This window comes from Myxococcus sp. CA051A (assembly GCF_013336705.1).
Taxonomy (GTDB): Bacteria; Myxococcota; Myxococcia; order Myxococcales; family Myxococcaceae; genus Myxococcus; species Myxococcus llanfairpwllgwyngyllgogerychwyrndrobwllllantysiliogogogochensis.
Genome location: NZ_JABUMS010000010.1, coordinates 22,444 through 37,764, shown reverse-complemented (window position 1 = coordinate 37,764; position 15,321 = coordinate 22,444). Strand labels below are relative to the sequence as shown.

General features: G+C 71.6%; 10 protein-coding genes. 7 read left to right on the top strand and 3 right to left on the bottom strand.

Annotated elements, in window-relative coordinates; all coding sequences use genetic code 11:
• Positions 1-23 precede the first annotated feature (23 nt).
• On the top strand, positions 24-1,517 hold the full coding sequence (locus HUA74_RS27185; RefSeq protein ID WP_371817318.1) for a glycine betaine ABC transporter substrate-binding protein: 1,494 nt from the start codon (positions 24-26) through the stop codon (positions 1,515-1,517).
• Positions 1,518-1,521: 4 nt separating this feature from the next.
• Here HUA74_RS27185 and HUA74_RS27180 read toward each other — a convergent pair whose 3' ends face one another.
• Together HUA74_RS27180 and HUA74_RS27175 are read right to left on the bottom strand one after the other, a co-directional pair.
• Complete coding sequence (locus HUA74_RS27180; protein WP_174456890.1) at positions 1,522-2,496, bottom strand: heme A synthase; 975 nt, start codon at positions 2,494-2,496, stop codon at positions 1,522-1,524.
• A 526-nt stretch (positions 2,497-3,022) separates the two neighbouring features.
• Positions 3,023-5,977, bottom strand: a complete 2,955-nt coding sequence (locus HUA74_RS27175) for a sigma-54 dependent transcriptional regulator (protein WP_174456889.1) — start codon at positions 5,975-5,977, stop codon at positions 3,023-3,025.
• 140 nt (positions 5,978-6,117) lie between these two features.
• On the opposite strand from HUA74_RS27175, the gene HUA74_RS27170 reads away from it, so the two are divergent.
• On the top strand, positions 6,118-7,122 hold the full coding sequence (locus HUA74_RS27170; protein WP_371817313.1) for a hypothetical protein: 1,005 nt from the start codon (positions 6,118-6,120) through the stop codon (positions 7,120-7,122).
• 3 nt (positions 7,123-7,125) lie between these two features.
• On the opposite strand, the gene HUA74_RS27165 is transcribed toward HUA74_RS27170, so the two are convergent.
• A complete protein-coding gene (locus HUA74_RS27165; protein ID WP_141648499.1) occupies positions 7,126-8,538 on the bottom strand; it encodes an NAD-dependent succinate-semialdehyde dehydrogenase in 1,413 nt (470 codons plus the stop codon).
• Positions 8,539-8,672: 134 nt separating this feature from the next.
• Here HUA74_RS27165 and HUA74_RS27160 point away from each other — a divergent pair, with 134 nt between their 5' ends.
• The 5 genes from HUA74_RS27160 (at position 8,673) to HUA74_RS27140 (ending at position 15,269) form a co-directional block, all read left to right on the top strand.
• Positions 8,673-10,415: a sigma 54-interacting transcriptional regulator gene (locus tag HUA74_RS27160; RefSeq protein WP_174456888.1), complete on the top strand. Its 1,743-nt coding sequence runs from the start codon at positions 8,673-8,675 to the stop codon at positions 10,413-10,415.
• A 213-nt stretch (positions 10,416-10,628) separates the two neighbouring features.
• A complete protein-coding gene (locus tag HUA74_RS27155; protein ID WP_174456887.1) occupies positions 10,629-11,363 on the top strand; it encodes a Dickkopf N-terminal cysteine-rich domain-containing protein in 735 nt (244 codons plus the stop codon).
• A 105-nt stretch (positions 11,364-11,468) separates the two neighbouring features.
• The gene (locus tag HUA74_RS45930) at positions 11,469-12,476 is read left to right on the top strand and encodes a hypothetical protein (RefSeq protein WP_254625277.1); all 1,008 of its coding nucleotides are present in this window, start codon (positions 11,469-11,471) and stop codon (positions 12,474-12,476) included.
• Between the two features lie 46 nt (positions 12,477-12,522).
• Complete coding sequence (locus HUA74_RS27145) at positions 12,523-14,544, top strand: serine/threonine-protein kinase (RefSeq protein WP_174456886.1); 2,022 nt, start codon at positions 12,523-12,525, stop codon at positions 14,542-14,544.
• Positions 14,544-15,269 (top strand): hypothetical protein, encoded by a 726-nt coding sequence (locus HUA74_RS27140; protein WP_217443579.1) that lies wholly within the window; start codon positions 14,544-14,546, stop codon positions 15,267-15,269. The genes HUA74_RS27145 and HUA74_RS27140 overlap by 1 nt, the downstream gene beginning before the upstream one ends.
• Positions 15,270-15,321: the final 52 nt, after the last annotated feature.

Sequence of the window (15,321 nt, the reverse complement as noted above, 5' to 3'; positions counted from 1 at the left end):
CGATGGGGCTCGTGCTGCTGCTCATGTTCTCGCTGGTGCTGACCTCCTGCGAGCGCGCGAGCACGACCCACGGCGAGCCCAACGTGCGCGTGGGCTCCAAGAAGTTCACCGAGTCCGTCATCCTCGGAGAGATGGTGACGCAGCTCGCGCGGAGCACTGGCGCGAGCGTGCGGCATCGGCGCGAACTCGGTGGCACCGCCGTCCTCTGGGAAGCGCTGCGCCGAGGCGAGCTGGACGTGTATCCCGAGTACACCGGCACGCTGCGACAGGAGCTGCTCTCCGGGCGCAAGTTGCCCGACGACGCGGCCCTTCGCGTCGCGCTGGCCGAAGAGGGCCTGCGCATGAGCGCGCCGCTTGGCTTCAACAACACCTATGCGCTGGGCATGAAGGAGGCCGAGGCCGAACGCCTGGGCATCCGCACCATCTCCGACCTGCGCGCCCACCCCGAGCTGCGCTTCGGTTTCAGCAACGAGTTCATGGAGCGCGGTGACGGCTGGCCCGCGCTGCGAGACAGCTACCGCCTCCCGCAGCGCGACGTGCGCGGCCTGGACCATGACCTCGCCTATCGCGGCCTGGATGCGGGCTCCGTCCAGGTGACGGACCTGTACTCCACGGACGCTGAAATCGCCGCCTATGGCCTGCGCGTCCTCGTGGACGACGTGCACCACTTCCCCGCGTACGACGCCGTGCTCCTCTACCGCGCGGACTTTGAGTCGCGCGCTCCGGAGGCCCTGGCGGCCATCCTGCGACTCTCGGGCACGTTGTCGGAAGAGAAGATGGTGAAGCTCAATGCCCGCGCGCGACTGGAGCGTGTGCCCGAGGCGCAGGTGGCCTCCGACTTCCTCTCGCGAACACTGGGCGTCTCCACCGTGGTTCGCGGCGAGGGGCTCGCCTCCCGCGTCTGGCTTCGAACCCGGGAGCACCTGTTCCTCGTCGGCGTCTCGCTGCTCGCGGCCCTGGCCCTCGCGGTGCCGCTGGGCGTGCTGGCCGCGCGCAGTCCCCGGCTCGGGCAGGGCGTGCTCGGCCTCGCCGGCGTCATCCAGACCATCCCCTCGCTGGCGCTGCTCGTGGTGATGATTCCGCTCCTGGGCATCGGCTCACGGCCGGCCATCGCCGCGCTGTTCCTCTACAGCCTGCTGCCCATCGTCCGGAACACGGCCTCGGGGCTCACGGGCATTCCCCTGGAGGTGCGCGAGTCCGCGGAGGCGCTGGGTCTGCCTCCGCTCGCGCGGCTGTGGCGCATCGACCTGCCCATGGCCTCGCCCTCCATCCTCGCGGGCATCCAGACGGCCGCCGTCATCAACGTGGGCACCGCCACGCTCGGCGCGCTCGTGGGCGCGGGCGGCTATGGCCAGCCCATCCTCACCGGCATCCGCCTGGACGACACGCGCCTCATCCTCGAAGGCGCCATCCCCGCCGCCGTGCTCGCCCTGCTCGTCAGCGGCGCGTTCGAGGCCGTGGGCCGCGTCCTCGTTCCCAAGGGCCTGCGGCTGCGCGCGGAGTCGGAGTCGCGCTGAGCCGCTATACGGGCGACGCGTGCGTCGACACCGTCTCCACCACAGGCTCCGTCCTCGGCGCATCGGCCGCGAGCCCCGCCGCGCACAGGCTCACCACGGCCATCCACACGAAGTCCGCCAGCAGCAGGTGCACCAACTGCAGCCACACCGGCGCCAGCAACACCACGTTGACCAGGCCCGCCATGAGCTGCACCGAGTAGAGGATGCTGATGGCCAGCGCGGCCCGCTTCACCTCGGCCGACGGCCGCAGCCGTGCCATCCACCGTCCGATGAGCACCAGCAACGCGCCCATGGACACCGCGAGCACCGGGTGCAGGATTCGCCGGCGGATGAAGACATGCGCCGTGTCGGACACGTCCTGGCGCAGCCCCTCCATCAGTGTCTCCGAGGGGAACAGCGTGTCGCCCAGCGCCGCCACCGCGCCGCTCACGCCGAGCAGCAACATGCCCGCCACGCTCGTGCCCACCAGCACGCCCACCCACCCCTGGCCCCGGAACGTCAGCGGCGCGCGCCCCCGGGCGAACCAGATGACCAGCGTCTGCGCGCCCACCAGCAGGAACGTGTTCACCAGGTGCACGCCCATCCACACCGCGCGGCCCAGGGACGCGTTGTCCGCCACGTACTTGAGCAACACGATGCCGGCGCCCACGAGGGCCTCCGTCAGCATGAAGAACAGCGCCCAGCTCGCCGCCTTGCGCACCGGGTGCCCCTTCGCATGTGCTCGAAGGGCCCACACGCACAGGGCCACCGCGAGCAGCATGACGAGGCCGCTCGTCACCCGGTGGGTGTACTCGATGAGCGTCTGCACCGTGGGCTCGCGGGGCACCACCTCGCCGTTGCAGTGCGGCCAGTGGTCACCGCAGCCCGCGCCGGAGCCCGTCGCCCGGACGAAGGCCCCCCACAGAATCACCCCCAACGTGAAGAGCAGCACTCCGACGCTGAAGGCCTGGAACCGACGTGACGAGGCGGCGTGAGTCATCGCGGTCCCCTTAACCCACTTCGACCCCACCCGCTGCCCGAGCCCCCTCATCCAGTTTCAACCGGGCCATCAGCCGGCCTGCTCGCCTCCCCGCTCGCAGGGCGTCAGGCCATATCCGGATAGGGCCGGACGGATGTCCCACCCGCCCCATTGGATATACCTGCTCCCTTTGCCTACCCGATCGGATGATTTCCATTGAGCAGATCCATTGGCCTAAGGGCTGGCACGTATGGTGCTTAACGAATGGTCAGTGAGCGACGGACCTCTTCGGAGGCTGGCGACACACGATTTGAACAGGTGACCGCTCTCGAGTGGTCCCGGCACCCGGGGTCGAAGCTTCCCCCCTCTTTGGCCCGTGGGTGTGTTCTTTTAGAGGCTACGTTGGAAGCAGCACTGCGCTTCGGGCCGCGGTTCCCCCCCTCCTCGGCCCGGAGCGTGACCTCTTCCAGAGCCTTCGTAGGGTTCCCACAGGGGTGTGGGGAAACAGGGCGGGGCGCATCGCGGGTTGGGGATGATTCCTCAACCCTCAGCCCGCGATGCGCATCTGCTTTGCCCCCAGCACCGTCGGCAGCGGCCCGTAGGCCATGGAGCGCTCGATGACGTTGCGCAGCTCGCGCACGTTGCCGGGCCAGGAGTGGGCCATCAGCGTCGCCAGGGCATCCGGTCCCAGCCTCGGCGGTGTCTGCCCCTCGGGCGTGAGCTGCCGGACGAAGTGCCTGGCCAGCGCCACCACGTCCTCGCGGCGCTCGCGCAGCGGCGGCACTCGCACCGGCACCACTTGCAACCGGTAGTAGAGGTCCTCGCGGAAGCGGCCCTCGCGCACCAGCTGGCTCAAGTCACGGTGCGTGGCCGCCACCACGCGCACGTCCACCTCCACCGGCCGTGTCTCGCCCAGGGGGAACACCTCCCCGTTCTCCAGCACGCGCAGGAGCTTGGGCTGCACGTCCAGCGGCAGCTCGCCAATCTCGTCCAGGAAGAGGGTGCCGCCGTGGGCCGCGCGCAGCACTCCCGGGTGGTCCGACGCCGCGCCGGTGAAGGAGCCGCGCCGGTAGCCGAACAGCTGTCCCTCGAAGAGCTCCTTGGGGACTGCGGCGCAGTTGAAGGCGACGTAGGGGCGCTGCGAGCGGGTGGACAGCACGTGCAGCGCTCGCGCGACGACTTCCTTCCCCGCGCCGGACTCGCCGGTGACGATGACAGTGGAGCGGCTGGCGGACAGGCGCGCCAGCTCCACGCGCATCCGCTTCATGGAGGGCGAGGCGGCGATGAAGCCCGGCAGCTCCGCGTCCCGGGCCGTCTCCTCCGCCGCAGACTCGTTGGGGCCCGGCGCCTCCACGTCCACCGTCGCGAAGCCGCGCAGGGTCGCCACCTCCAGCGCGAAGCCGCCCAGCCGTGACAGCGCGGTGAGCAGCGCGCGGCCATCCGCGGGCAGGGGCCCGGCGACGCCCAGCCGCAGCCTGCGTCCGCAGCCGTCACCGAACTCCACTTCGTCCGTGCTCGGCACGGTGCCCAGCCCCGCCAGCAGGGTGATGCGGCCCTGGGAGTCCACTTCCTCCAGGCGCGGCGCGCAGCCGGGGAACAGGCCCTCCAGCACGCCCAGCAGCTCACGCTGGATGAGGGGCGCGCCCATGCCGCGCACGGACAGCCGCTCGAAGGGCACCACCAGCGCCTCCGCGCCCAGTCGCGTCGGGGGGGTGCTGTCGGTGCCCGGAGCGCTCGCGCTGGGGGGACGCACCGAGGGGGGAATGAAGTTGGGTGGCGGCGTCATGCCTCCCAGGCGGCGCAACTCCGCCTCGCTGGCGGCCAGCAGCTCGTCGGCGGCGGGGTCTCCCTCGTGCTTCGCCAGCCACGCCAGGAGGTTGCGCGTGTAGGCCGCCATGCACACGTCGCCGGAGAGGCGGAACGTGCCCAGCGACGCCTCCAGCAACTCGCGGGCCTCGCGGGTGCGACCCTCCAACACCAGCAACAAGGCCTCGAAGCGGTGCAGCAGCGCCGAGTGCCACGCGGACGGCATCCGCTCCAGGAAGGCGCGCGTGCGGCGCAGCACCACGCGGCCCTCCTCGCGGTGGCCCGCGTAGACGCGCGCGGCCGTCTCGTACAGCAGACACTCGCGACGCAGGTAGGGCCAGCCACCCAGCTCCATGCTTCGCGCACCGGCGGCGGCGAAGCCCGCGGCGGCGTGCTCGGCGGGGCCACTGGAGAGGTCCGCCATGGCCTCCACGAAGAGGGCATAGGCTCCGGTGAGGGAGCGCTGGATGGAGCCGTCATACGCGGACAGCTTCGCCGCCAGCCGGCGCAGCTCCGCGGGCTTGCTCGTCGTCAGCCACAGCCGCGCGCGTGTCACCGCGAGGTGCAGCGGCGTCCAGCTCAGCTCGGCCACCACCGCGTCGGCCTCGTCCAGCACCGCTTCGGCTTCCGTGAAGCGGGCCAGGCGCAGGAGCGCCTCGGCCTCCGCGCGCGCGGCGAAGATGAAGGAGAAGCCCCGCGCCATGCGTCCGCCGTACGCGGCCTCGCGCGTGCGGCGCACCAGCAGGAGCGCCTCTTCCGGCTCGCACGCCTCATCCAGGCGGCGCTGCGCGAGGAAGGCGAGGTTGCGCGCCTCCAGGAAGGCATAGCCCAGCCGCGCCGCGCCCTGTGCCACCTCGCGGAAGCGCCGCGTGGCCTGCGTGGCCTCGCCCCGGATGGCCTCCTCGTGCGCGCAGATGTCCTCGGCCAGCAGGCGCAGCGCCGGGTCCGTCACACCCGCGAGCGCTTCCGCCACGCGGCCGGAGTAGCGCGCCACCCGCTCGGCTTCACCCAGGTAGAAGGCGCCCGCCATCTGCGCCATGCGCAACAGGCAGCGCGCGTCCGCGTCCGGATGCTCCGCCATCAACGCCTCGGCGCGAGCGACGTGCGCATCGGACCTGGTGGCGTCGAACAGCTTGCCGTCCGGTGACGCGTAGAGGTTGGCCGCGAGCGCGTGGACCTGCAGCTCCACCCACTCCGGCAACAGGCCCGTCTCGGCCTCGCCCAGGTGCGGCAGCAGCGTGGCGAAGGCGCCCCGGCTGTCCTCGCGTCCCCAGCGTTGAAGGTGGGCGAGTCCCACCGCCGCCAGGGCCCGCGCGCCCGGCGTCTTCAACACGCCCGAGGCCCCCAGCTCCAGCAGCTCCTCCTCCGCCGCGCGCCACTCCGCCCGCTTCAGGCGCTCCAGACAGGGCTGGAGCCGGACGCTCTCCTCGGGACGCAGGGGCTGACGGGACAGGGAGGGGAGCCGGGACACACCAGACAGGCCACCGGCGCCCAGCAGCTGGCGCAGTGACTGGGCCACCCGACCTCGGGGCTTGCGCGCCTGGGGCGCCGACTCCGGCAGCTCCCAGCGGTACACGGTGAGCGGGGTGACACCGAGCATGCGGGCGAAGGCAGCACGACTGTGCCCTCCACGCAGGGCGCGGATGGCGTCAGGGCCCAACTCCCCGCGCTCCCCCTTTTCCTCCATGCTCTCCACGACACCGAACCCCTTGTGCCCCCCGCGGACGCAATCTCATGGGCCTTTTCCAGGGAGAATGCAAACGATTGAGCATTTCCCCGGATTAGCCCCGAAGTCTCACCCTCCCTCGTCGCGAGGTGAAGTCGTTATCGTACCGTGTGCCCCGCATTCCTGAGTCACCTCCGCCTCCCTCCCCGCAGCTTCAGGACGAGCGCCTGCGCAGGTTGGAGGGTGCCCTGTCGGAAGGGCGTGCACGCGAGGATGCGGCCGTGGAGGCGTGGGTCCGGAAGACGGGTCGCCTGCCTCCTCGCAAGGTGCGACGGCAGTGGGAGAAGCAGTGGCGGAAGGAGGCCCGGCGGGCCGCGAGCAACGCGGTGCGGACCCGGCGTTCCTCCCAGCGCTCCAGGGACCCGGGGAAGGCCGCGGCCTTCATCGCGGTGGCGACCACGTGCCTGTTCCTGGCGATGGGGCAGCCCCGGCGGTTGTGGTGGCTCGTCTTCGTGGCGCTGGGCTTCTTCCTCGTCGCGGCGAAGTACCTGAAGCGCCCTTCGGATGAGCAGGGGCCCCGGCTGCCGGAGCAGGCACCGGAGAAGCAGGCCGAGGTCTCAGGAGCCCCCGAGGACCCGAGGACGGCCCGGGTGGACGCGTTGTGTTCGCGACTGCTCGCGGAGTTGGGCCAGGGGCCCGCGGTGCTGCGCGAGGTGGTGCATGCGCCGGAGCGCACGGTGGAGGCGCTGCGCCAGGGGTGTCACGCGCTGGCGCGCCGGGAGCGGGAGCTGCGAGCGCTCGCGACGCCAGAGGAGGCGCGTCGGCTGGAGGAGGAGCGGCAGGCCCTGGCGGCGCGGATGGAGGCGGAGAAGGACGCGGTGGTGCGCGAGCGGCTGCGAGGCGCGCTGACGGCGCTCGACGCCCAGCGGGAACAGCGCGCGGAGCTGGCCACGGCGGCGGACCGCCTGGAGGCCGAGCACACGCGGCTCTACTACACGCTGGAGGGGCTGTACGCGCAGGTGCTGCGGGTGCGCTCGGCGGACGCGGCCGGCGAGGACATCGCCGGGTTGGGCCTGCGCCAGAGCGTGGAGCAACTGGGCTCTGAAGTGGAGGCCGTGACGCAGGCGCTGGAGGAGGTCCACCGCCCGCCCGATGACCGGGTGCGCACGCGCTGAGGGTTACTCGCTGAGGGCGCGGCCCCTGGGCGACGACTCGCCTCCGGACGTGCTGGCCACGCGCACCGTCTTGGCGTTGAGGAACTCGTGGATGCCCAGGTCGGCCAGCTCGCGCCCGTGGCCGGAGTTCTTCACGCCGCCGAAGGGCAGCCGCGCGTCCGAGACGACCATCTCGTTGACGAACACCATGCCCGCCTCGACGCCGTCGATGAACTGGCGCTGCTCCGCCGCGTCCTTCGTCCACACGCTGGCGCCCAGGCCGAAGGGCGTCGCGTTGGCCAGCTCGATGGCGTGTTTCACGTCGCGCGCTCGCAGCAACGTGGCCACCGGGCCGAACAGCTCGTCATGGAAGGCGGGCGCGTTGGGGGGCGGGTCCGCGAGCACGGTGGGCGGGTAGAAGTTCCCCGGACGCTCCAGCGGCTTGCCGCCGAGCAGCAGGCGCGCCCCGGCCTTCACGCTCTGCTCCACCTGCGCGTGCAGGCCCTTGAGGATGCCCTCCGTCGCCAGGGGACCCACGTCCGTCTTCGGGTCCGTGGGGTCGCCCACGGTGACGCGCTTCATGCGCTCCACGAAGCGGCGCTCGAACTCGGCGGCGATGGGCTCGGCGACGATGAAGCGCTTGGCGGCGATGCAGGACTGGCCGTTGTTGATGAGGCGCGCGGACACCGCGGTCTCCACGGCCTTGTCCAGGTCCGCGCTGGGCATGACGACGAACGGGTCGCTGCCGCCCAGCTCCAGCACCACCTTCTTGAGGGACCTGCCCGCGGACGCCCCCACCGAGCGGCCCGCGGCCTCGCTGCCGGTGAGCGTCACGGCTCGCACGCGCGGGTCCTCGATGACGCGATTCACGTCCGCCGTCTCGATGAGCAGTGTCTGGAAGGAGCCGGCCGGGAAGCCCGCCTGCAGGAAGACCTCCTCCAGCGCGAGCGCGCATTGGGGGACGTTGTGCGCGTGCTTGAGCAGGCCCACGTTGCCCGCCATCAGCGCGGGGGCGGCGAAGCGCACCACCTGCCAGAAGGGGAAGTTCCACGGCATGATGGCCAGCACCGGGCCCAGCGGCTGGTAGCGGACGAAGGCGGTGTCGCCGCCCACTTCGATGGGCCGGTCCTTGAGCAGCCCCTCCGCCTTGGCCACGTAGTAGCGGCAGGCGGTGGCGCACTTGCGAGCCTCGGCCTTCGCGGCCTCCAGCGGCTTGCCCATCTCCTCCGTCATGATGCGGCCGAAGCGCTCCGCCTCCGCGTCCAGCAACTCCGCGGCGCGGCGCATCCATCGGGCGCGCTCGGCGAAGGACGTCTGGCGATAGTCGCGGAACGTGTCCGCGGACAGCTGGAGCTTCAACTCCAGCTCGGCCGGGGTGAGGGCGTTGAACGTGCGCAGCGTCTTGCCCGTCGTCGGGTCGATGGTGGCGATGGCCATGGGAAGCTCCTTCCGGGGGCCCTGTGATAGCAGCCGGATGCGTCCGGACAATGCCTCGCTGGAGGGAGCGTCAGGCCCCGCACGCGCCCGCCTCCCACATTCCTGATATGCGACAGAGTCGCTCCGCTCCCGCCATGCCCCAGCTCCTGGTCCTCCCCGACGGCCGCCGTCTCCCGCTGGACAAGCCCGTCGTCTCCGTGGGCTCTGATGCCACCTGCGACGCCGTGCTCAGCGCGCCCGGCGTGAAGCCGAGCCACGCGCTGCTGTTCCGCGACGCGCGAGGTTGGAGCGTGTCCCCGGCGGGCAAGGGCTGCGACATCAAGGTCCGAGGCAAGCGCGTGGACCTGGCGCCGCTGGAACCCGGGGACCGCTTCCGCGTGGGCACGGTGGAGCTGGAACTCGTCGACGCGGTGGAGCCCGTCGCACGCGACGCGGTGGAGGTGGCACCTCGGCGGGACGGCCGGCTGGTGGCGGTGCTGGCGGAGCTGTCCTCGCGGCTGCTCGTGCAGCGCCCTCCTCTGGAGCTGCTGGAGGTGGCGATGCGGGGGCTCGCCGACGTGGTGGGCGCGGACGTGGGCTTCCTCGTCACCGCGGACTCTCGCGAGGGGCCCCGGCGCGTGCTGTGCGCCACGGGCACCAGCCCCGATGCGGCGGTGGTGGACAGCCTGGTGGACCGGGTGCTGACGTCGGGCGCGCCGGTGCGGGTGGCGGACGTGGAAGCGGACGCGGCGCTGGCGAGGGCGCCGAGCCTGGAGGCCCTGCGGCTGGGCTCCGCGCTGGTGGTGCCGCTGCGCGTGGAGTCGGTGCCGCTGTCGGTGGTGTACCTGGGGCGACGACTCGGTGCGCCGGCCTTCTCGTCGGTGGAGCTGGAGGAGGCCATGGCGCTCTGCTCGCTGACGGCGCTGCTCCTGTCGACCCGGCGCGAATTGACGGAGCTGCGCGCGCAAGTGGACGGCCTCACCCGTCGCATCGAAGCCGCGACGTTCGAAGGGCTCATCGGCGAGTCCCCGGCGATGCGCGCGCTGTACCGTCAGGTGGAGCGACTGGGGCCCACCCCGCTCAACGTCCTCATCGAAGGCGAGACGGGGACAGGCAAGGAGCTGGTGGCGCGGGCGCTCCATCGGCGCAGCGGGCGGCGCGGACGGCTGGTGGCCATCAACTGCGCGGCGCTGCCGGAGAGCCTCATCGAGCGCGAGCTGTTCGGCCATGCGCGTGGCGCCTTCACCGGCGCGGGCTCGGAGCGGGCGGGACTGGTGGAGGCGGCCGACGGAGGCACCCTCTTCCTGGATGAGATTGGGGACATGCCGCTGTCGCTCCAGACGCGCCTCTTGCGCGTGGTGCAGGAGCGCGAGGTGACGAGGTTGGGTGAGCACCAGCCGCGCAAGGTGGACGTGCGCGTGGTGTCGGCGACGCACGTGGCGCTGGAGGAGGCGGTGCGACGCGGCGGCTTCCGCGCGGACCTGCGGTTCCGGCTGGAGGAAGTGCGAGTGGATGTGCCGCCGCTGCGAGAGCGCGGTGACGACGTGTTGCTCATCGCCCACCACGTGCTGACGCAGGAGTCGCGCAAGGCGCGAGGCTTCACGCAGAAGGCCACGGAGGCGCTGCGTGGGCATCCCTTTCCCGGCAACGTGCGGGAGCTGGCGTCCCGGGTGCGTCGCGCGGCGGTGCTGGCGACGGACGAACTGCTGAGGCCCGAGGACCTGGAGCTGGGCGGTGACGCCACGCCGATGGTTCCCCTGGAGGACGCGCGGGAGGCGTTCGTCCAGCGCTACGTGCGCGAGGCGATTGCCCGCTGTGGCGGCAGCAAGAAGGACGCCGCGGCGGCGCTGGGCATCGGCCTGCGCTCGCTGTTCCGCTACCTGGGCGAGGGGGACTGACAGGCCGCCTCCTCGGGAGGCCCTGTCCGCGTGCCAGTCCTGGCACGTTTCCCCCGGCGCCGGGTCCTCCGAGGGCCGGGGCCGTCATGCAACCCCGTGGAATCGGGGCGATTCGGTGTCTCGCGAGGCCGCGGCACGCCCGTTGCGATGGGGGTCGTCATCGCACGCTGGCGGAGGGCCGCCACGGTGCAACCGAACCTCGGGGAGACGAACATGAAGCATTTCGTGATGGGGCTGTTCCTGGCGTTGGCGGTCGTGGGCTGTGGCAGCACGAAGGACGATGACGGCGGGGGGCCCGACGAGAACCCCAGCGAGCAGAGTGGCGCGCTGTGCAGCGCGAGCAAGTCCTGTCCCTCCGGGCAGTTCTGCTTCAACGGCCTGTGTGCGCTTGGCTGTCAGTCGAACGCCAACTGCGCGGCGGACCAGTACTGCGACGCCGAGGACACGGGCACCCTGGCCTCCTACTGCAAGAGCAAGAACGTGCCGACGTGCACCTCCAACAGCCAGTGCCTGAGCAACCAGGTCTGCATCGAGGGCCTGTGCAGTCTGGCGCCTCCGGCCAACCCGCCTTCGTGCAACCCGGAGACGAGCGACTTCAAGGATGGCTGCGACAACTACTCCGTCTGTCTGGACCCGGATGACGACGGCTCGCGGCAGCCGTACTGCGCCAGCTTCGCGCCGTGCGCCGAGGACGGTGCGTGCCCCACGGGCCTGGGCGGCGCGGTGTGCAACGACGGCTACCTGGCCAACAAGGGCCGCTTCTGCATGCAGGGGATTTGCCGTGACAACTCGAACTGCCCCTCGTCGTGGAGCTGCGTGAAGCCCTTCACGGGCGCGGTCCTCGGTTTCTGCAGCCCGGGTGCCTTTGGCTTCCCGTGCTCGGAGAACGCGCACTGCAAGAGCGGCCAGTGCTTCTCCGCGCCGGGCGTCCTCGGTACCTGCATGTAGTGAGCGGAAGCGGCCCTGTGTTCCCGCGTCGGGAGCACGGGGCCCTTCGGTGTGGGGGGCTGCGCTTCGAGCCTCCCTCCGCGTAGAGTCGACCGGGCCTTGGTGATGCGCCGCCTCCTCCTGCTCTTATTGCTGCCCGCGCTCGTGTTGCTCGTCGCGCCGGGCTGTCCGCTCGACATCCGCATCCGCTGCGACGAGTCCCAGGGTTGTTCCCAGGGACAGGTCTGTGTGCGGGGTGGCTGTGAGCCCGTGGACTCGGAGCGGGTGGGGGAGGCCTGTGGCGCGGATTCGGAGTGTGGCGACGGGCTGTCCTGTGGCCTGGGCTTTCCGGGCGGGTATTGCCTGCGGGAGTGCTCCGAGGCGCGGGACTGTCCGCGAGGCACCGTGTGCGCGACGGAGCTGGGGCAGTGCCTGCGGGCCTGTGGCGAGGACTGTGCTCGTCCGGGGTACGGCTGTGGCGCGGTGCCCCAGGCTGCCGAGCCGCTGACTGCTTGTGTGCCGGTGACGACGTCCGGAGACGGAGGCTGCACGGGCACGGGGTGCGAGGTGCCGGACGCGGGCTGCACGGGCACGGGGTGTGGGACGCCGGACGCGGGGTGTTCGAGCACGGTGGCGGTGGGCGGTGCGTGCTCGCGGGCGTGTGAGTGCGCGGATTCGGCCGCGGCCTGCGAGGACTCGAAGTGCACCCTGACGTGTGCGTCGGACTTCACGTGTCGGGCTGGGCGACGGTGCGCGAACGAGGAGTGTGTCGTGGGGCCTCGACTGGGGGAGGCGTGCGTGGACTCGCTCGAATGTCCCACCTTCGCGGGGTGTCCCAGGGAGCGGCTGCGGTGCGAGGAGAAGTGCAACCCGAATGCAGGTGGCGGCCTCTGCGAGCCGGGCTACCAGTGCGCTCCGGACGGGCTGTGCGTGCAGGCGTGCTCGGGCGCGCCGGCGTCGGTGGGGGAGGTCTGCGAGAACTCGATGGACTGCTCGCCGTGTAGAGTGTGCCTGTCGTCGGGGGCGGCCTTGCGGTGTCGGCAGCCCTGCCGGCTGGACCGGGATTGTCCTGGGGGCGCGGTGGGGGCCTGCGAGCAGGCGGGGGACACGAAGGCCTGTCGGCTGTCGCTGTGATCCCCGAGTTGCTCGCGGGGGCCCGCTCCCCGAGAATGCCCGGGTGATGACGGGTGAGGTGCTTGCGGGCCGCTACCGACTCGATCGGGAGTTGGGGCGTGGGGGAATGGCCACGGTCTTCCTGGCCACGGACCTGCGGCTGTCGCGCCCGGTGGCATTGAAGCGGATGCATCCGGGAGGCGGCACGGGTCGCGCGGAGCGCTTCCGCAGGGAAGCGGAGCTTGCGGCTTCCCTCCACCATCCCAACGTCCTGGAGGTCCACGACTACGGCGAGGATGGCGCCCATGGTCCGTTCCTCGTCTGCGAGTGGGTGCGGGGCGAGGACCTGCGCGCGCTGGCGGGGAGGCTTTCGCCGGTGCCGCCCGAGGCGGTGATGGTGCTGGGCTGGGAGCTCGCCCGGGCGCTGGCGGCGGCGCACGCGCACGGCATCGTCCACCGCGACGTGAAGCCGGACAACGTGCTGGTGGCGGAGGGAGGGCCGCTGAAGCTGGCGGACTTCGGCCTCGCCGCGCTGGAGGACCAGGAGCGACTCACGAGTACCGGCGCGGTGACGGGCTCGCTGCCGTACATGGCGCCCGAGCGCATCGACACGGGCGCGTACTCGCCCGCCTCGGATGTGTATGCGGTGGGTGTCATCCTGTTCGAGCTGTGCTCGGGCACGACGCCGCACGCGGGCAAGGGCGCGGCGCACCTGGCCGCGTCGGTGATGACGAAGGAGGCGCCGTCGTTGACGGAGGTGGTGCCGGGAACGCCCGAGCCGCTGGCGTCACTGGTGGCACGGTGTCTGGCGAAGGACGTGCGGGACAGGCCTCGTGACGGGGCTGTGCTGGCGTCGGAGTTGGAGGAGTTGCTCCAGCGAAGGGTGGGACCTCCCGCGGATGTGGCTCGGGAGTTCTTCGGGAATCCGGTGGCAGGTGTCACGAAGTGGCGCCGGGCGCGCTTCGAGCGGTTGCTGGGGGAAGGGCGCGGACTGCTGGCGCGCGGCGAGGGTGCGCGGGCCGCGAAGGTGCTCAACGCCGCGCTGGTGCTGGAGCCGACTTCCGCCGAGGTGGTGGCGTTGCTGCGCGAGCGGCCGAGGCGCTCCGGGTGGAGGACTGGTGCCGTGGGCGTGGGGCTCGTGCTCTGCGCGACGGTGGGGTGGGGTGGATGGACGCTCGCTCGACGGAGCGGGGTTGAGCCCTTCGGTGTGGAGGTGGCGGGCGTCACCGTGCCTGGCGAGCGCGCGAGGTCTGCGCCTCGGGCCGATGATGACCCCATCGCGACGGGGGCGCCCCAGGGAGTCGAAGGTGAGACGCCGTCGCGTGGAGCGGAGTCTCCGTCAGGGCAGGTGGCTCCAGAGCAGCGGCCCGTTGATGCCTCCTCCACTTCCGCCGCCACGCTGCCTGGCGCGCCTACGGACGATGAGGTGCCTGCTCCGAACTCAGAGCGCCAGATACGAGAGGCCTGGCGAGCACGGGGTCGTTCGGGGGAAGTGGCTTCCGCGAAGCCCGCGCCGACGAGACGTTCGACGAGAAGGGAGGCCGTTGATGCCTCCCAGTCCCCAGTGCCGACGAAAAGCCCGGACGAGGGACCCCTCGGCGCTGAAGCCTCTCCGTCGCCGGTGCCGACGACAACAGGTCCTGGCGTGGGAACCTCGGTCCCCGCGCGTCCCGCGGTGCTGAAGGTGACGGCGCGCCCGTGGGCGGAGGTGTTCGTGAACGGCGAGAGTCGGGGCTACACGCCTCGCGTGCGTGAACTCTCGCTGCCAGCGGGGACCTACCAGTTGCGCTTCGTCAACTCCCTGTGTGACGAGGTCGACGTGGAGGTGACGCTCGCTCCCGGGGAGACGGTGACGCGTGACGTGGTGTTGTCATTGCGCAAGGCGGAGGTGTTCATCCTCGCTCCCGAGGGTGCGCGACTCTTCGTGGACGGCCGGGAGGTGGGCGTCGCGCCTCTCTCGGGTCCGGTGCCGGTCGAGCATGGGCGACACACGGTGACGGCGCGCCGCGCGGGTGCGCTGCCCTTGCAGCGAGAGGTGGACGTGGTCGCGGGTCGTCGTCTCGAAGTGGCGCTGGACGTGACGCCGTGATGAGCGCGGCCCTGGTGATGATGGTGCTCGCGGCGTCCCCGCTCGACGGCGCGCGCGGTGCCTACCAGTCCGGCGAGCTGCCGCGGGCCCGTGCCGAGCTGGAGTCCCTGCTCTATCCGCTGCGGCTCGATGGGGACGTGCTGGAGGCGGAGGCGCACCTGCTGCTCGCGGCCACCTTCCACGCGCAAGAAGAGCTCGCCCGCGCGGAGGATGAGGTGGTGCGAGGGTTGGCCGTGCACGGTGACTCGGTGCTGGACCCGTTGCTGTATCCGCCGGACTTCCTTGCGTTCGTGGAGCACGCGCGTGCTCAGCACCAGACGCGCATCGCGGAGCTGAGCGCGGAGCGGCGTCCTCGGCTGCTCCCGCCGCCGACACCCATCGTCGAGGCCGTGCAACGGGTCGAGGTGCCTGCCTCGCCGACGCTGACTCGCGCCTGGTATCTGGCGCCCTTTGGTGTGGGGCACTTCAAGCACGGGCGCTCGGGGATGGGGGCGGCGCTGGCGGTGACGCAGGGGTTGGGGCTCGTGGTGGCGGGAGTCTCGCTGGGGACCTCGCTCTCGATGCGGGGGGCGGACGGACGCTACAGCGCGAGTGACGCGGGGACGGCGCGGACGCTCAACGTGACGTACCTGGTGGGGGCCTATGTCTTCGCGGCGGCGTATGCGTATGGTGTCCTGGATGGGATGGTGTTGACGCCGGCCCCGTCTGCTCGCCCGGTGCCCTGAGGGACGGGCGGGATTTTCGTTTCGGGGAGCCCGCTTTTAAGAGCGGAGGACT